Genomic DNA, 14,198 nt, shown 5'->3' with positions numbered 1-14,198 from the left:
TCCAGGGGAGGATGGGAGCCCCTACAGCACCTGATGCACGTCGATCACGACGCGATCGACGTGGCGGGCGGCGGAGCCGACGAAGATGTGCTGCATCAGCCAGCGGTAGTTTTCGGCGCCGGTTTCGAATTTCGGCACGGTGCGGAAATAGATCAGCTTCGGGTCGACCGGCTCGCCGCGCTTCAGCTTCTGCAACAACTCGCCCGGCCCGAAGCGGATGCCCTTGTTCTCGACATAGACGACGGCGCCGTCGTCGGTCTCGAACGCATATTTCGCCTCCAGCTCGATCAGCTCATCGGGCCGGATGATCTGGAAGTCGGCGCCGAACGACAGCACCTTGCCGTTGACCTTCTCGCCCCTCACCTCGCCGCCGATGATCGGAATGATGCGGCGGACGCCGCTGCCGATGTCGCCGGCGGAGGTCACCTCGGCGATCCGGGCAGTGATGGTGAAGACGTATCTGGTCTCGAGCTCGGGTTTCATAGGCCTAACCAATCATGCGCTGCGGCAGCCAGGTCGCAAGCAGCGGGAACAGGATCAGGATCACCAGCCGGATCAGATCGGTGATGACGAACGGCAGCACGCCGACAAAGATCGTCGACATGTTGACGTCCTTGATGACGCTCTTGATCACGAACACGTTCATGCCGACCGGCGGATGGATCAGGCCGAGCTCGACCGTCATGACGATGATGATGCCGAACCAGATCGGATCGAAGCCGAGCGCGGTCACCACCGGAAACACGATCGGCACGGTGAGGATCACCATCGCCATCGCGTCCATCAGGCAGCCGAGCACCAGATACATCAGGAGGATCAGCGCCAGAACGCCATAGGGGCCGATGCCGAGCCCGGTGAGGAACTCGGTGACGTGCTGCGGCGTCTGGGTGATGGTGAGAAAATAGCCGAAGCAGAGCGCGCCGATCAGCACCGTGAACACGGCGGCCGCGGTGCGCGTCGCCTGCAGCAGCGATTGCAGGATGCCTTCCCTGGTCAGCTTGCCACGGAGGATACCGATGATGAAGGCGCCGACCGCGCCGACCGCCCCGGCTTCGGTCGGAACAAAGAAGCCGCCATAGAGCCCGCCGATCACGAACAGGAACAGCAGCAGCGGCGACCAGACGTCGCGCAGCGCAACGAAGCGCTCGTGCCACGACGCCTTCTTTCCCGCCGGCAGGAAGCCGGGCCGCGTCACGCCGATGATGCCGATCGTGATCATGTGCATCACGATCGCGAGCAGGCCCGGCACCACGCCCGCGATGAACAGCTTGCCGATGTCCTGCTGGGTGATGATGCCGTAGACCGCGAGCACGGTGGACGGCGGCAGCATCGCCCCGAGCGTGCCGCCGACCGCGATCACGCCGGCGGCGAATGACTGCGGATAGCCGAAGCGGCGCATCTCGGGATAGGCGACGGCGGAGAAGGTCGCGGCGGTCGCGACCGACGAGCCCGAGATCGCGGCAAAGCCGCCGCAGGCGGCGATCGTCGCAATGCCGAGCCCGCCCTTCCAGTGGCCGACGAAGGTGTTGGCGGCGCGGAACAGCTCGCGGCTGATGCCCGAGACGGACACAAAGGCGCCCATCAACAAGAACATCGGGATCACGCCGAAGGAATAATCCGTCACCGTGCGCATCGTGGTCTGGCCGACCAGCTTGAGCGCCGGTGCGAAGCCGGTGAGATAGCCGAAGCCGGTGATGCCGACGAGGCCCATCGCCATGCCGACGGGGACACGAAGCAGCATCAGCACGAACAGGCTGACAAAGCCGATGACGGCGACGGTCTCGGGACTGAGGTCGAGACTCATGGCCGTCTACTCCGCGGTCTTGATCTTGGCATCATGGATATCTTCCGGATGGAAGATCAGGCGGTAGGTGCGGATCGCGATCAGCAGCACCGCGGAGACATCGCCGATCCACGACACCAGGAAGAACGGCCAGACCGGAACGCCGAGATCCATGGTGACGATATGGCTGTTCCTGGTGTCGATCACCTTGTCGACCAGCGTGTAGGTCTGCACGCTCACCACGAACAGCAGCACCAGCGTCGCAAAGATGTCGATCCAGCGCTGGTAGCGCGGCGAGGCGTTGGCCCAGACCAGATCCACGGTGATGTGGGTGCCGCGATAGCTGGTCGCCGCGATGCCCCAGAAGATCAGGATGCCGAGCAGGAACTGGCCGAAATTGTAATAGTCGGGGATCGTCACCGCGAAGAATTTTCGCATGAACACCGCGGTGAAGGTGTTGAGCGCCACGACGCCGACGAAGAAGGCCGCGACCCATTCGATCGAATCGATGAAGCGATCCATGAAATTCTTGCGCGCCGGCTCGGGTGGGCCGGTGATCGCGCCGTCTGGGGAAACTTCGGAATTGGCAGCCATGGTTCGAGATCCCACCCCGCGTCATGGCCGGGCTCGTCCCGGCCATCCACGTCTTCGTTTCCGTTGAGAAGTAAGGCGTGGATGCCCGGGTCATCTGCGCGAAGACGCGCTTCGCGCTTTAGCCCGGGCATGACGACCTCATTTGCCTCGGCGGCTCGTCTAGATCCCCGCCTCGTACTTCTTCAGCGTGGCCTGCAGATCGGCGTCGATCTTTGCCGCATCGCCGCCCGCCTTCTTCACCGCCTCGGCCCAGCTGTCGCGCAGCGGCTTGACCGCCTTCTTCCACTCGGCGAGCTGATCCGATGTCAGCGGATAGACCTCGTGGCCTTCCAGCGCCTTCATCTTGGTGCGGCCGTTGGCTTCGAAATCGGTCCAGGGATCGGTGACCTTCGATGCCCATTCCGGCGTGCAGTGATCGTCGATCACCTTCTTCTGGGCAGCCGACATCGAATTATACTTGGCGAGGTTCATGTTGTAGGTGAACACCGTCGAATAAAGCGGCACGTCCATGTGGTACTTCACCACCTTGTCGATGCCGAACAGGAAGATCGAGCCCCAGGGGAAGGTGATCTCGTCGGCCACGCCGCGCTCGATCGCGTCGCGCGATTCCGGCGCGGAGGCCTGCACATTGGTGCCGCCGAACATCTTCACCATCTCGCCGATGGTACTCTGCGCGGGCCGCACCTTGACGCCGGAGAGGTCGCTCGGCAGCACGATCTTCTTCTTGCCATGCAGCGCGCCCGGATCGTGGATGAAGGCGAAGCACAGCTTGGTGTCCTTCATCTCGGTCGGCGCATATTTGTGGTACCACTCGTTCAGCGCCAGCGTGCCCTTCTTGCCGTCGGAAAAGGTGAACGGAAGCTGGCCGGCGGCCGCGATCGGGAAACGGCCGGGCTGATAGCCGGGATTGACATAGGTGACGTCGGCGATGCCGTCGCGCGCCATGTCGTAATGGTCGAACGCCTTGCCGAGCTGCTCGGACGGAAACACGGTGACCTTGATGGTGCCGCCCGATGCCTTCTCGATGTCGGCGGCCCAGGCCTGGGTCGCCGGCACCAGCGGATGCGCCGGCGGCACCCATAGCGACACTTTGAGATTGACGGTCTTGTCCTGCGCGACAGCAGGTCCTGCGGCCGGTACGATGGCGGCGGCCATCAACACCGCCAACACTGTTTTCCTCATCACGTCTCCTCCTCTCCAGGGCGGGCTTGGTGCCCGGTCTCATTACTTAACATGTTATCTAATTCGCGCGGATATTCAAGACGAAATCCGCCGGGCGGACGCCTCGTCGCACCCTCCGCCGGTCCCGCCCCGCCGCATCTTGCGCTGCGGTGAACGCGCGTCCCGCGCAAATCCGCCTTGCCAAAACCGTTATATGATATAGTTGCCTTGGCAAGTTGACGGCGCGGGCACCGGCCAAAAGCCTATCCGATCGGGAGGACAAGGTATTGCGGACAAAAGTAGCAATCATTGGCGCAGGTCCGGCCGGACTGTTGCTTGGGCAACTACTTCATACTTTCGGCGTAGACAACATCATTCTTGAGCGACAGACCCCGGACTATGTGCTGGGGCGGATTCGCGCCGGGCTGCTCGAGGAAGGCACCGTGTCGCTGCTCGAGAGCGTCGGCGCCGCGGCCCGGCTGCACCAGGAGGGCCTGGTCCACCACGGTCTCGAGCTGGCGTTCGGCGGCGCACGGCACCGCATCGACCTGCATGGCTCGACCGGCAAGACCGTGACCATCTACGGCCAGACCGAAGTCACGCTCGACCTGATGAATGCCCGCAAGGCTGCCGGCCTGACCTCGATCTACTCGGCCGCCGACGTCAAGCCGCTTGATTCCGACACCGAACATCCGCGCGTCAGCTACGTCAAGGACGGCGTCACCCGCGAAATCGCCTGCGATTTCATCGCCGGCTGCGACGGCTTCCACGGCATCAGCCGCGCCAGCGTGCCGGCTTCGGCGATCACCAGCTACGAGCGGGTGTATCCGTTCGGCTGGCTCGGCATCCTCTCGGAGACGCCGCCGGTCTCGCCGGAGCTGATCTACAACAACCATGAGCGCGGCTTTGCGCTGTGCACGATGCGCTCGTCGCACCGCAGCCGCTATTACGTGCAATGCCCGCTCGACGATCATGTCGACCAATGGTCGGACGAGCGGTTCTGGGACGAATTGAAGCGGCGGCTCGACCAGAAGGCCGCCGACGAGATCGTCACCGGCCCCTCGATCGAAAAGAGCATCGCGCCGCTGCGCAGCTTCGTCGCCGAACCGATGCGGTTCGGCCGCATGTTCCTGGCCGGCGACGCCTCGCACATCGTGCCGCCGACCGGCGCCAAGGGCCTCAACCTTGCCGCCAGCGACGTGCATTATCTGTCGCAGGCGCTGCGCGAATATTACCACGAGAAATCCTCCGCCGGCCTCGATGGCTATTCGGCGAAAGCACTGGCGCGGGTCTGGAAGGCGGTGCGCTTCTCCTGGTGGATGACCTCGATGCTGCACAAATTCCCCGACGAGGGCGAATTCGCCGCGCGCATCCAGATCGCCGAGCTCGACTATCTCGTCAGCTCGAAGGCGGCCTCGACCTCGCTGTCGGAGAATTATGTGGGGCTGCCGTTCTAGATAAGTCGCGAATGCTTTTGTAGAGCAGCATCCTCTTCGCAATGTCCGTCGTCATACCCCGCGCATGCGGGGTATCCAGTACGCCGCAGCTTCTCGATTCATGCGGTGCGGTCTCTGGAATACTGGATCGCCCGGTCCCGTCTACGCCAAGGCTTCGACGAGGCTCCGGATCCTTGGCGCGCCGAAGCTTTAGCGAAGGCGGCAAGCCGTGCGATGACAGCGGGAGATGTGGCGACAGGCCCGCGCTACATTCAAACATTCACGCAAATCCCGTTTAAAACTTTGTAGGCGGTGAAACCGTCATCGACATCGCGTTCAATGGCGTCAACCCAACGCCATATGCGAGCTTTCAGATGAGCACCGATACGCAAGTCGTCCCCGATAATCCCCAGGACGTCCCTCAAGGCTTCGAGCCGCTGTTCCGCAAGAGCCCGCTCACCGAGCCCTGGGAGCCGCTTTACCAGAAGAAGACCGAGCAGGCCGTCATCATCGGCCTGCGGCTGGCGAGGCCGCACACCAACGGCCGCGGCCTGATCCATGGCGGCCTGATCGCCGCGCTTGCCGACAACGCGATGGGCTATAGCTGCGGCCAGGCGACCGACTGGACCACCTCGTTCGTCACGATCTCGCTGGCGGTCGATTTCGTCGGCTCCGCCAATGTCGGACAATGGCTCGCGATCGAGAGCGACGTGATCAAGACCGGCAGCACGATCTGCTTCGCGCAGAGCCTGATCAAGGCCGACGGGGTGACGATCGCGCGCGCCAACGGCACCTTCCGCGTGGTGCCGAAGAAGCCGCCGGTGAGCTAAAGCATGATCCGGAAAAGTGCGGAGCGGTTTTCCGGAAAGATCATGCTCAAACAAGGAGCTAAAGCGCGATGACGATTCAACCTAATCACATCGCGCTTTAGTCGAAATACCAGTCGGTGATCTCGGTGACGAGATCGATGAAGGTCCGCACCTTGGCCGACAATAGCCGCGTCGTCGGATAGACGACGTGGATCGGCACCGCCGGCTGCTCGAACTCGGCGAGCACGATTTGGAGCCGCCGCGCCTTCAGCGATTCGGCAGCCTGATAGGCCATCACCCGCGTCAGTCCGCCGTCCTGCTCGGCATACTGGATGGCGGCATCCGAACTGTTGCTGGTGAAGCGCGGCGTAGGGGTAATGCGGATTTCGCGGCCATCCTCCATGAAGCGCCAATCCGGCGTCGCGGTCATGGCGCCGAACTGGATCGTGTCATGGGCGGTGAGGTCTGCCGGCCGCTTCGGCCGGCCGCGAAGCTTGAGATAGCCGGCCGACGCCACCACGATGCGGCGCATCCGGCCGACATGCCGCGCCACCAGCGTCGAGTCCGGCAGGTGCCCGATCCGGACCGCCAGGTCGACGCCGTCCTCGACCAGATTGATTCGTCGGTCCGACAGCCGCAGGTCGACGCCGACATCGGGATAGCGCTTCAGGTAGGCGCTCACGACCGGACTGACATGCAGCCTCCCGAAGCCGAACGGCGCCGAGATCACGAGGCGCCCCTCGGGGCGGGTGCGCTCGCTCTCCACCGCGTCCTCGGCTTCCTCGACGTCGGCGAGGATCCGGCGCGCCCGCTCCAGATAGCGCGAGCCGGCGTCGGTCAGCGTCACCTGCCGCGTGGTCCGCTGCAGCAGCCGCGCGCCGAGCCGCTCCTCCAGCGCCGCAATCAGCCGCGTGATGGCGGACGGCGACAGGCCGAGCTTGCGGGCGGCGGGGGCAAAACCCTCAAGGTCCGCCACCGCGACGAAGGCCTGCATGGCGTCGATCCGGTCCATGAGCACTATTGCATAATCGGCAACAGTGAAGTGTCAATGCACAAGATTGCTTACGATCTGGGAATGCCCATTTTAAACGGCGAGGACAACCGCTTAAGGCGCCCGTGACGGGAGGCTCCGATGTCAGATGGTCACAGCTATGCGAGCGACGTCGCATTCAGTCCGGCGGTGAAGGCGATCCAGACCCGCAAGGGTTCGCGCGCCACCTACGCGGAGGCCGAGGCACATGGCGGCTGGCGCAGCGAGATCGACGAGAACCTCGCCGGCTTCCTCGGCGAGGTGAACAGCTTCTATCTCGCGACCGCCTCGGCCGACGGCCAGCCCTACATCCAGCATCGCGGCGGGCCGAAGGGCTTTCTCAAGGTGCTCGACAAGCACACCATCGCGTTCGCCGATTACAGCGGCAACCGCCAGTTCATCACGCAGGGCAATCTGTCGGAGAACGCCAAGGCGTATATCTTCGTGATGGATTATGCGCACCGCCGCCGCGTCAAGCTGTGGGGCGAGGCGAAGGTGGTGGAGGACGATCCGGCGCTGACGCGCGCGCTGATGCCGCAGGGCTACCGGGCGCGGCCGGAGCAGGTGATCCTGTTCAAGGTCGCGGCGTGGGACACCAACTGCCCGCAGCATATTCCGCAGAAGTTCGACGCGGCCGATGTGGCGGCAGCGCTGGCCTCGCGCGACCAGCGCATCGCCGAGCTCGAGGCGGAGCTCGCCGCATTGAAGGGCCAGCCCGCTGCTGTGGCGCCGGCTTAAGCCGCTTGCTGTTGCAGCGGCGCCCAGCTGAATTCCGGATAATATTGCCGCATCATCCGGCCGACATAGGCGGCGAGATTGTCGAACTTCTCGGTGCGCTCGCGCAGCGGCGAATCGAAGAACGGGGTGAGGATTCCCGCCAGCGCGCCGAACGCGGTGGCATCGGTGCCGCACGGCGCATCGCCCATCAGATACGGCTTGTCGCCGAGCTGCACCGACAGTGCGAACAGCGAGCGGATCGCGAGATCGACGTCTTCGTCCGGTCCGTGACGGCCGAGCCCGCTCAGCAGGTAGTTCTCGGCAACGCGGAACTGGGCGTCCTCGCGCAGCTTGTCGCGCATATGGTCGGGCGCGCCGTCGAAGAAATGCGCGGGCCCCTTGGCGAAATTGGTGTCGTCGACCCAGCGCGCGCCGACCAGCGCCCAGTAGACGTGATGCTCGATCATGCGCTCGAAGGCCCAGGCCTGGGCGCGCGCCTGCAGGCTGAGCGGCGCGTCGAAATCGAAGCCGTATTTGCCCTCGATATGGGCGCGGATGAAGGTCGAATCGGCGATCGTCTCGCCGTCGTCGGCGATGAACGGCAGCTGCCCCTTGGGAGAGGCCGGCGGCATCGCCTTCTCCTTGCGATAGTCGAGCCCGGCCATCTTGAGCTGGACCTCGGTTTTGGTCACGAAGGGGCTGATTTCCGGCAAGCCGAAGCCCGTGCCAAAGCCAAAAAGCGTAATCATATGAAGCTCCCGATCGCCTGTGGTCGTGAATTGAAGCTAGCCGTCCCCTGCTGCCAGCATGGTGTCAGCAGTAGTGGCATTCACTGTCGAACGGGCCGACGGGTGCGAGGCGGCGAACCGCCTCGCGAACGCGCTTGACCAGCCGTGCCCGCCCGTAGGACCAAACCGTGCCGATCGACTGCGCGATCAGCGCGATCAGGGCCCAGCGCAGGTCGCCGGAGGTGGAGTAGACCGTGACCAGCTGTTCCAGCGCAAAGCCTTGCGCCTGCCGGAAACCGAGTTCGTCAAGATTCGTCATGGACAAATTCCCTTCACTTGAGGTGTTGTCCTGATATAGCCCCCACCTGCTGCCAACATGCTGTCAGCAGCAGCCGGACGGGACCCAGAAAAGTCTGCGCACCGAGAGGCGACGAGACCTGTCAAGACACTCGTCAAGACGGCTGCCAAAACAGCTACCGAGACACTCGACAAGACACGTGCCAAGAGAGCGATCGAGAGAGTTGCCATGAGACGCGCCGACCGGCTGTTTCAGATCATCCAGGTGCTCCGACGCACCCGTAAGCCTTTGACCGCCGATGCCATCGCCGCCGAGCTCGAGACATCGAAGCGGACGATCTATCGCGACATCGCCAGCCTGATCGAGCAGCGGGTGCCGATCCGCGGCGAGGCCGGCATGGGCTACATCCTGGAGAAGGGATTCGACCTGCCGCCCTTGATGCTGACACCCGACGAGATCGAGGCCTGCGTGCTCGGCGCGCAATGGGTGGTCGGCCACGCCGATCCGGCGCTGGCACGCGCGGCCGAGGACCTGATGGCCAAGATCGCCGAGACCGTGCCCGACCGGCTGCGGCCGTTCGTGCTGGAGCCGGCAAGCCGGGCCCGCTCGGCCTGGAACCGGGAGCCCGACCGCATCGACATGGTCAGGACCCGCAGCCAGATCCATGAGGGCAAGAAGATCACGCTGAACTATCGCGATGAGCATGGCCGCGATAGCGAGCGCACGATCTGGCCGATCGCGGTCGGCTATCACGAGGCGGTGCGGCTGCTCGCCGCCTGGTGCGAGCTGCGCAGGGATTTCCGCAGCTTCCGCACCGACCGCGTGGTCACGGCGGTCTATCACGACGAGAAATATCCGGAGCGGCGCGACCTGCTCAGGGCGCGCTGGCGGCGCAGCCTGGTCTGGGAAGCGCCGAGGGACACCTGATGGCCGACAACGCGATCGACGCAGCCGACGCAAGCCCCTGCCAATCCTGCGGTGCCTGCTGCAGCTATTCGGAGAACTGGCCGCGCTTCACCATCGAGGACGACGCGCAGCTCGATCTGATCCCACCGCAATTCGTCAATGCGCGACAATCAGGCATGCGCTGCGAGGGCGACCGCTGCTCGGCGCTAGCGGGCCGGGTCGGAGAAGCAACGCGCTGCGAAGTCTATGCGGTGCGGCCGGAAGTATGCCGGACCTGCCAGCCGGGCGACGCGGAATGCGCGATGGCGCGGCGCCGGCACGGGCTGCCGCTCATCGCGAGCGCGCAGCCGATCTAACGGACGTTACGCCGTGACCCTGTCGCTGACGTCCTCGTCGTCGAGCTCGTCATCGACGATCGGCGCGAAGGTCGTCAGCGGCTTGGTCGACAGCGTGATCGGCTTGCGACCGCCATGCGAAACGGTCGCGGCGCGGGCCGGCTCACGCGACAGCGCGTAGAGCGTCGAGCCGACACGGCCACCCGAATTCGCCAGCTCCCACTCGCTGCAGCTCGACGCGATCGCCACCGCGAGCGCGTGCAGATGGCTGCGGCGATAGCAGAACAGCGCGAGCCTCGCCCTGACATCGGGCGCGACATTGGCAACCAGCAACGAGAGCCCGTTCGGATTGGCGCGATACATCTGGCCGAGCAGGTCGTCGGCCACCGGGCAGGCATCGTTCTCGAAGGCGTCGCGGCTTGAAAACATTTGCAAATCCCCCTCGATCGGGAAGATGCCGCGTAATCCTCTAACGAAAGGTTAACCACGGCCTCCGGTCGCTTCCGGAGGGTCTTGCCCGTTGCGCGCGAATCACATCCGCCCGCGCCGCGGCGGCTGGATTCGTGGTTCAGGACGGGAGGAAAGGCGCGCGCGAGCCGCTCAGTTCGCGGCCATGTAGATCGACAGCGCGAAGCCGGTGAGGTGGTGCAGCGCCTGGTCGACCCCGATCAGGGTCCAGAACCAGGGATGGCCGGATTCCAGCGTCACGCCGAAATGCGAGGCGCAGATGCCCTTGGCCCGATCGACGATGATGTGGATCACGAAGTCGATGAAGGCGACGTACCAGAACCGCGGCGCCACCACCAGGATCAGCGCCAGCGCGACCGCGAGATGGACCAGGCAGTGCGCCAGCAGCGGCAGCGCCCAGCCGGTTTTCTGGTCCTTGCCGATCGCCATCCAGGCGTTCTGCAGCATGAAGTCGGCGATGATGTGCTTTGCGGTGAGAAGCAACATCCATCCCACCAGGGCACCAACCGACACCGACGATGACATGGAGGGAAACAACAAGCTGACGCCCTTTTACTTCGATGAATGTGATTGCAAGAAATCCGGGTCAGGCCGTCAGCACAATTCCGCAAACCGAAGCGTGTCTCATTTATGACATCTCCGGCGCCAGAATGCACCTGCGCCTCCTCGAAAATCACATCTCGGTCCGACCGTCGATAGTGGCAATGGTCATGTGGCATCGCGGCGCAGGCCGGCCGAGATTAAGGTTACGGCCGGCGGCCGGTTTGCATTCCCCCCGGGGAGGTATATCGTCGGCAACATAGGAAATTTTCTTTCTTTTATAGCCATTTACGGATTCACCGGGCAGCGCCGCGCCGATCGGGTTGCGGCAACGGGCCGTCCCGGACGGGTGATGAGCCAGGTAATCAGCCATGAGTGCCGAAGCCCCCTCGCCTGCGCCGATGCCGCCGCGCCCACCGGTCGCCAAACCGGTCGTCAAGACCAACCGCGCGCAGATCATCGTCTTCACCCTGCTGACGCTGCTCCTGAGCGCGATCACCGTGATCGGCGGCCGGCTCTGGCTGCGCAATTCCGAAACGCTGGTGTTCGCGGTCGGCGATGCCAAGGGCCCGGAGGCGAAATTCGCCGCCAAGCTCGCCATCGTGCTGAAGAACAATTCGTCGCGGCTGCGGCTGAAGATCGCGCCGAACCCCGACAACGCCAAGGCGCTGGCGCAATTCGATCGCCGCGACGCCTCGCTTGCCATCCTGCGCACTGACGCAAGGGTGCCGCCGCGTGCCCGCGCCATCGCGATCCTCGAGCATGACGTGGTGCTGGTGCTCAGCCCCGGCGGCAAGAAGATCAAATCTCTGAGCGAGCTCAAGAAGAAGCGGATCGCGGTCGTCGGCGACGGCGAAAACAGCGTCAATTTCGTCCGCAGCGCGCTCGAGATTGCCGACAGCCCCGACGCGGCGCAGCGGGTACAGCAGGCGCCGCCGAACACACCTTTCGACAAGCTGTTCGCCTCCGGCTTTGCCGCTGTGATCGCGATCGAGCATGCCTCGAAGATCGTGAAGGACAAGACCTACGAGCAATATGCCAAGCGCGCCGGCGGCTTCACGCTGAATGCGATCGACGCGGCCAAGGCGCTGGCGCGCAAATACCCGGCGATTTCGGAGGAGACGGTCTCGACCGGCATGCTGTCGTCCTCGCCGGCGATCCCCGATGACGAGGTCGATACCATCGGGCTGGAATGGCTGCTGGTCGCGCAATCCTCGATGTCCACGACGACAGCCGCCGAGCTCGCGCGCATCATCTACGAGAACAAGGCGGAACTTGCGCTCGACGACGGCTTCGCCTCCAAGATCGAGCCGGCGGCGACCGACAAGGACGCCTTCATCGTCGCCCATCAGGGCGCCGCCGAATACATCAACGACGATACCAAGTCGTTCATGGATCGCTACAGCGACCTGATGTATCTCGGTGCCGCCGCGCTCAGCATCATCGGCTCGATCTTCGCCGCGATCTACACCAAGATCACCCGCGTCGCACCGGAGAAGGCCAGCGAGCTGGCGGGCAGGATCCTCGACATCGGCGAGCGCGTCGAGCACGCCACCTGCGCCGAGCATCTCGACGAATTGCAGGACGAGCTCGAGGCGATCCTGCGCGGCGCGGTGACCGGCCTGCGCGACGGCACCGTTTCCGGCGACGGAATGGACACGTTCAAGCTCGGCTACGAATTGGTCCGCGACGAGATCGCACTGCGCCGCGATCACCTCAAGCGCCACCCTGCGACGCCGGACGAGAACCTCGTGGTGGTGAAGGCGGCCAACGGGTGAAACCAAGCCGTTGGTCACGCCACAGATACAACTGTCGTCCCTGCGGTCGCGCCACATGCACCACTGTCGTCCTGGCGAATGCCAGGACCCATTACCACCGCTTTCGCTGATGAACGGGATCGCGACCCCAGCATCGCGCAACAATTGGGACTTGAGGTAATGGGTCCTGGCTTTCGCCAGGACGACATCGCGTATTTTGAACGGCCGGGTGAACCATACATCCGCGCTCTCGCGACATGCAGCGGAGCGCGCTTCTCACCCGACCGCCGCGTCCGTCGGCGTCGCAGCGGCGTCGAGCTGCCGTCCCTCGTGATCCATATGCAGGTAGTTCGGGTTGAACAGGCCGGCCTGCATCAGCCGCTCGAGATTGGGGACGACCAGGGTCTTTCCCTTGAGTACGATCAGGCCGCCGGCGCGCAATTCCTGCAGCGTTCGGTTGACGTGAACCTTGGAGAGCCCGGTGGCATCGGCGAGATCGCCCTGGGTCAGCGGGAAATCACAGCTGTCGCCCTGGGTCAGGCCTGCAGCACGTAGCCGGAGCCAGATCTCGCACAGCAGATGGGCCATCCGCTCCAGCGCCGTTCGCTGGCCGAGGCTCATGGTCCATTCGCGCTGGATCGCCGCGTTGACCAGGGTTTCCCACCAGAACGCGGTCACGATGCGCGGATGTCCGGCCGCGACCTTGTCGAAGAATTCGCGGGAGAGGTCGGCGATCGACACTGCCGTGACGGTACCGATCGAATGATCCATCTCGCGCAGGATGAAGACGTTCACGTCGCAAATGTCGCCGGGCAGAAAGAAGGCCACGATCTGACGCCGACCGTCCTCGAGCTGCTTATAGCGATAGGCCCAGCCGGACAGGATCAGATGGACGTCCTTCGGCTTCTCGCCCTCGCGGACGATGTCGACCCGCGGACCAAAATGGCGGACGCGCTCGGTAGACGCGCGATTGAGAAGGACCTGGTCTACCGGCGAAAGCCGTGCAAACTGCTCCAATTTCCGGATTAGCGACGCCAACGATTGGTCTCCCGCATGTTTAATCGGGCAACTGCAGGACCGACTTCAATTACGTATGTTACCTTGCACAGCTATTGACGTATGTTCACTAGTGTACAGACGTCCCAAGGATGCGACGGTTACATCCCGAGCATCACGCACACCTCGGCTCCCGGTGGGTACCACCGGTGAAATACGGGTCCCCCGGCTCGGGGGGGACGTCTAAGGGACGTTCAGACGAACGGCACGCCGTAGTAGTCGTTCACCGCGCGCGTGGTGCCGATATCGGACCAATTCCACTCGCGCTCGCTGCCGTATTTCGGCGCGCCGCGCAGCTGGCTCTCGGTGACGCCGGTGACATAGCCGCCCAGCCTCGTGTCGTATTTGAGCGACTGCCAGGGCAGCGGATAATGGTCGTTGCCGAGACCGAGAATGCCGCCGAAGCCGAGCACGGCGTAAGACACCCGCCCGCTCTTCTTGTCGATCATCACCCGTTCGATCGAGCCGATCTTGCGCTCGTCGGAGCCATAGACCGCGGTGCCCTCGACCTTGTCGCTGCCGATCAGGTTTCCGACCTCCTTCTCGTCCATCGCCATGTCAGTTCTCCATTGATCCCTCG

At 64.0% G+C, this 14,198-nt stretch carries 18 protein-coding genes; 6 read left to right on the top strand and 12 right to left on the bottom strand.

Annotation, left to right across the window (positions count from 1 at the left end):
• Window positions 1-21 precede the first annotated feature (21 nt).
• The 4 genes from JEY66_RS03225 to JEY66_RS03210 all read right to left on the bottom strand — a co-directional run bounded on the left by JEY66_RS03225 (window position 22) and on the right by JEY66_RS03210 (window position 3,559).
• Window positions 22-483, bottom strand: coding sequence for a DUF3237 domain-containing protein (locus JEY66_RS03225; protein ID WP_018269106.1), 462 nt, complete (start codon window positions 481-483; stop codon window positions 22-24).
• Window positions 484-487: 4 nt separating this feature from the next.
• Window positions 488-1,804, bottom strand: coding sequence for a TRAP transporter large permease (locus tag JEY66_RS03220; RefSeq protein ID WP_016847481.1), 1,317 nt, complete (start codon window positions 1,802-1,804; stop codon window positions 488-490).
• A 6-nt stretch (window positions 1,805-1,810) separates the two neighbouring features.
• On the bottom strand, window positions 1,811-2,377 hold the full coding sequence (locus JEY66_RS03215) for a TRAP transporter small permease (protein ID WP_016847480.1): 567 nt from the start codon (window positions 2,375-2,377) through the stop codon (window positions 1,811-1,813).
• Between the two features lie 159 nt (window positions 2,378-2,536).
• Window positions 2,537-3,559 (bottom strand): TRAP transporter substrate-binding protein, encoded by a 1,023-nt coding sequence (locus JEY66_RS03210; RefSeq protein WP_026191954.1) that lies wholly within the window; start codon window positions 3,557-3,559, stop codon window positions 2,537-2,539.
• Between the two features lie 266 nt (window positions 3,560-3,825).
• Between JEY66_RS03210 and pobA the strand changes: the two genes are divergently transcribed.
• Together pobA and JEY66_RS03200 are read left to right on the top strand one after the other, a co-directional pair.
• Window positions 3,826-4,995 carry a 4-hydroxybenzoate 3-monooxygenase gene (gene pobA / locus JEY66_RS03205; protein ID WP_026191955.1) on the top strand — a complete coding sequence of 390 codons (1,170 nt, stop codon included), beginning with the start codon at window positions 3,826-3,828 and terminating at the stop codon, window positions 4,993-4,995.
• A 353-nt stretch (window positions 4,996-5,348) separates the two neighbouring features.
• On the top strand, window positions 5,349-5,804 hold the full coding sequence (locus tag JEY66_RS03200; protein WP_016847477.1) for a PaaI family thioesterase: 456 nt from the start codon (window positions 5,349-5,351) through the stop codon (window positions 5,802-5,804).
• Between the two features lie 97 nt (window positions 5,805-5,901).
• Here the strand turns inward: JEY66_RS03200 and JEY66_RS03195 are convergent, their stop codons facing one another.
• The gene (locus JEY66_RS03195; protein WP_016847476.1) at window positions 5,902-6,795 is read right to left on the bottom strand and encodes a LysR family transcriptional regulator; all 894 of its coding nucleotides are present in this window, start codon (window positions 6,793-6,795) and stop codon (window positions 5,902-5,904) included.
• Between the two features lie 120 nt (window positions 6,796-6,915).
• Between JEY66_RS03195 and JEY66_RS03190 the strand changes: the two genes are divergently transcribed.
• The gene (locus JEY66_RS03190) at window positions 6,916-7,551 is read left to right on the top strand and encodes a pyridoxamine 5'-phosphate oxidase family protein (protein ID WP_016847475.1); all 636 of its coding nucleotides are present in this window, start codon (window positions 6,916-6,918) and stop codon (window positions 7,549-7,551) included.
• Here JEY66_RS03190 and JEY66_RS03185 read toward each other — a convergent pair.
• Window positions 7,548-8,279 (bottom strand): glutathione S-transferase family protein, encoded by a 732-nt coding sequence (locus JEY66_RS03185; RefSeq protein ID WP_016847474.1) that lies wholly within the window; start codon window positions 8,277-8,279, stop codon window positions 7,548-7,550. The two genes, JEY66_RS03190 and JEY66_RS03185, sit on opposite strands and share 4 nt — an antisense overlap.
• A gap of 64 nt (window positions 8,280-8,343) precedes the next feature.
• Window positions 8,344-8,577, bottom strand: a complete 234-nt coding sequence (locus JEY66_RS03180; protein ID WP_016847473.1) for a hypothetical protein — start codon at window positions 8,575-8,577, stop codon at window positions 8,344-8,346.
• Window positions 8,578-8,784: 207 nt separating this feature from the next.
• Between JEY66_RS03180 and JEY66_RS03175 the strand changes: the two genes are divergently transcribed.
• Window positions 8,785-9,483, top strand: coding sequence for a helix-turn-helix transcriptional regulator (locus JEY66_RS03175; protein ID WP_016847472.1), 699 nt, complete (start codon window positions 8,785-8,787; stop codon window positions 9,481-9,483).
• The gene (locus JEY66_RS03170; protein WP_016847471.1) at window positions 9,483-9,818 is read left to right on the top strand and encodes a YkgJ family cysteine cluster protein; all 336 of its coding nucleotides are present in this window, start codon (window positions 9,483-9,485) and stop codon (window positions 9,816-9,818) included. The genes JEY66_RS03175 and JEY66_RS03170 overlap by 1 nt, the downstream gene beginning before the upstream one ends.
• A gap of 6 nt (window positions 9,819-9,824) precedes the next feature.
• On the opposite strand, the gene JEY66_RS03165 is transcribed toward JEY66_RS03170, so the two are convergent.
• From JEY66_RS03165 to JEY66_RS03155, 3 genes are all read right to left on the bottom strand, one after another.
• Window positions 9,825-10,226: a hypothetical protein gene (locus JEY66_RS03165; protein ID WP_016847470.1), complete on the bottom strand. Its 402-nt coding sequence runs from the start codon at window positions 10,224-10,226 to the stop codon at window positions 9,825-9,827.
• A 171-nt stretch (window positions 10,227-10,397) separates the two neighbouring features.
• A complete protein-coding gene (locus JEY66_RS03160) occupies window positions 10,398-10,751 on the bottom strand; it encodes a DUF3307 domain-containing protein (protein WP_016847469.1) in 354 nt (117 codons plus the stop codon).
• Between the two features lie 187 nt (window positions 10,752-10,938).
• Window positions 10,939-11,178: a hypothetical protein gene (locus tag JEY66_RS03155; protein ID WP_125459242.1), complete on the bottom strand. Its 240-nt coding sequence runs from the start codon at window positions 11,176-11,178 to the stop codon at window positions 10,939-10,941.
• Between JEY66_RS03155 and JEY66_RS03150 the strand changes: the two genes are divergently transcribed.
• A complete protein-coding gene (locus tag JEY66_RS03150; RefSeq protein ID WP_026191957.1) occupies window positions 11,177-12,583 on the top strand; it encodes a TAXI family TRAP transporter solute-binding subunit in 1,407 nt (468 codons plus the stop codon). The two genes, JEY66_RS03155 and JEY66_RS03150, sit on opposite strands and share 2 nt — an antisense overlap.
• Before the next feature lie 255 nt (window positions 12,584-12,838).
• On the opposite strand, the gene JEY66_RS03145 is transcribed toward JEY66_RS03150, so the two are convergent.
• Window positions 12,839-13,600, bottom strand: a complete 762-nt coding sequence (locus JEY66_RS03145; RefSeq protein WP_026191958.1) for a Crp/Fnr family transcriptional regulator — start codon at window positions 13,598-13,600, stop codon at window positions 12,839-12,841.
• Between the two features lie 212 nt (window positions 13,601-13,812).
• Window positions 13,813-14,175, bottom strand: coding sequence for a PRC-barrel domain-containing protein (locus JEY66_RS03140; protein ID WP_016847466.1), 363 nt, complete (start codon window positions 14,173-14,175; stop codon window positions 13,813-13,815).
• Between the last annotated feature and the right edge of the window lie 23 nt (window positions 14,176-14,198).

It is taken from the genome of Bradyrhizobium elkanii USDA 76 (genome assembly GCF_023278185.1).
Classification (GTDB): domain Bacteria; phylum Pseudomonadota; class Alphaproteobacteria; order Rhizobiales; family Xanthobacteraceae; genus Bradyrhizobium; species Bradyrhizobium elkanii.
The sequence above is the reverse complement of the archived record's forward strand: the minus strand, read 5'-3'. Positions and strand labels throughout refer to the sequence as shown.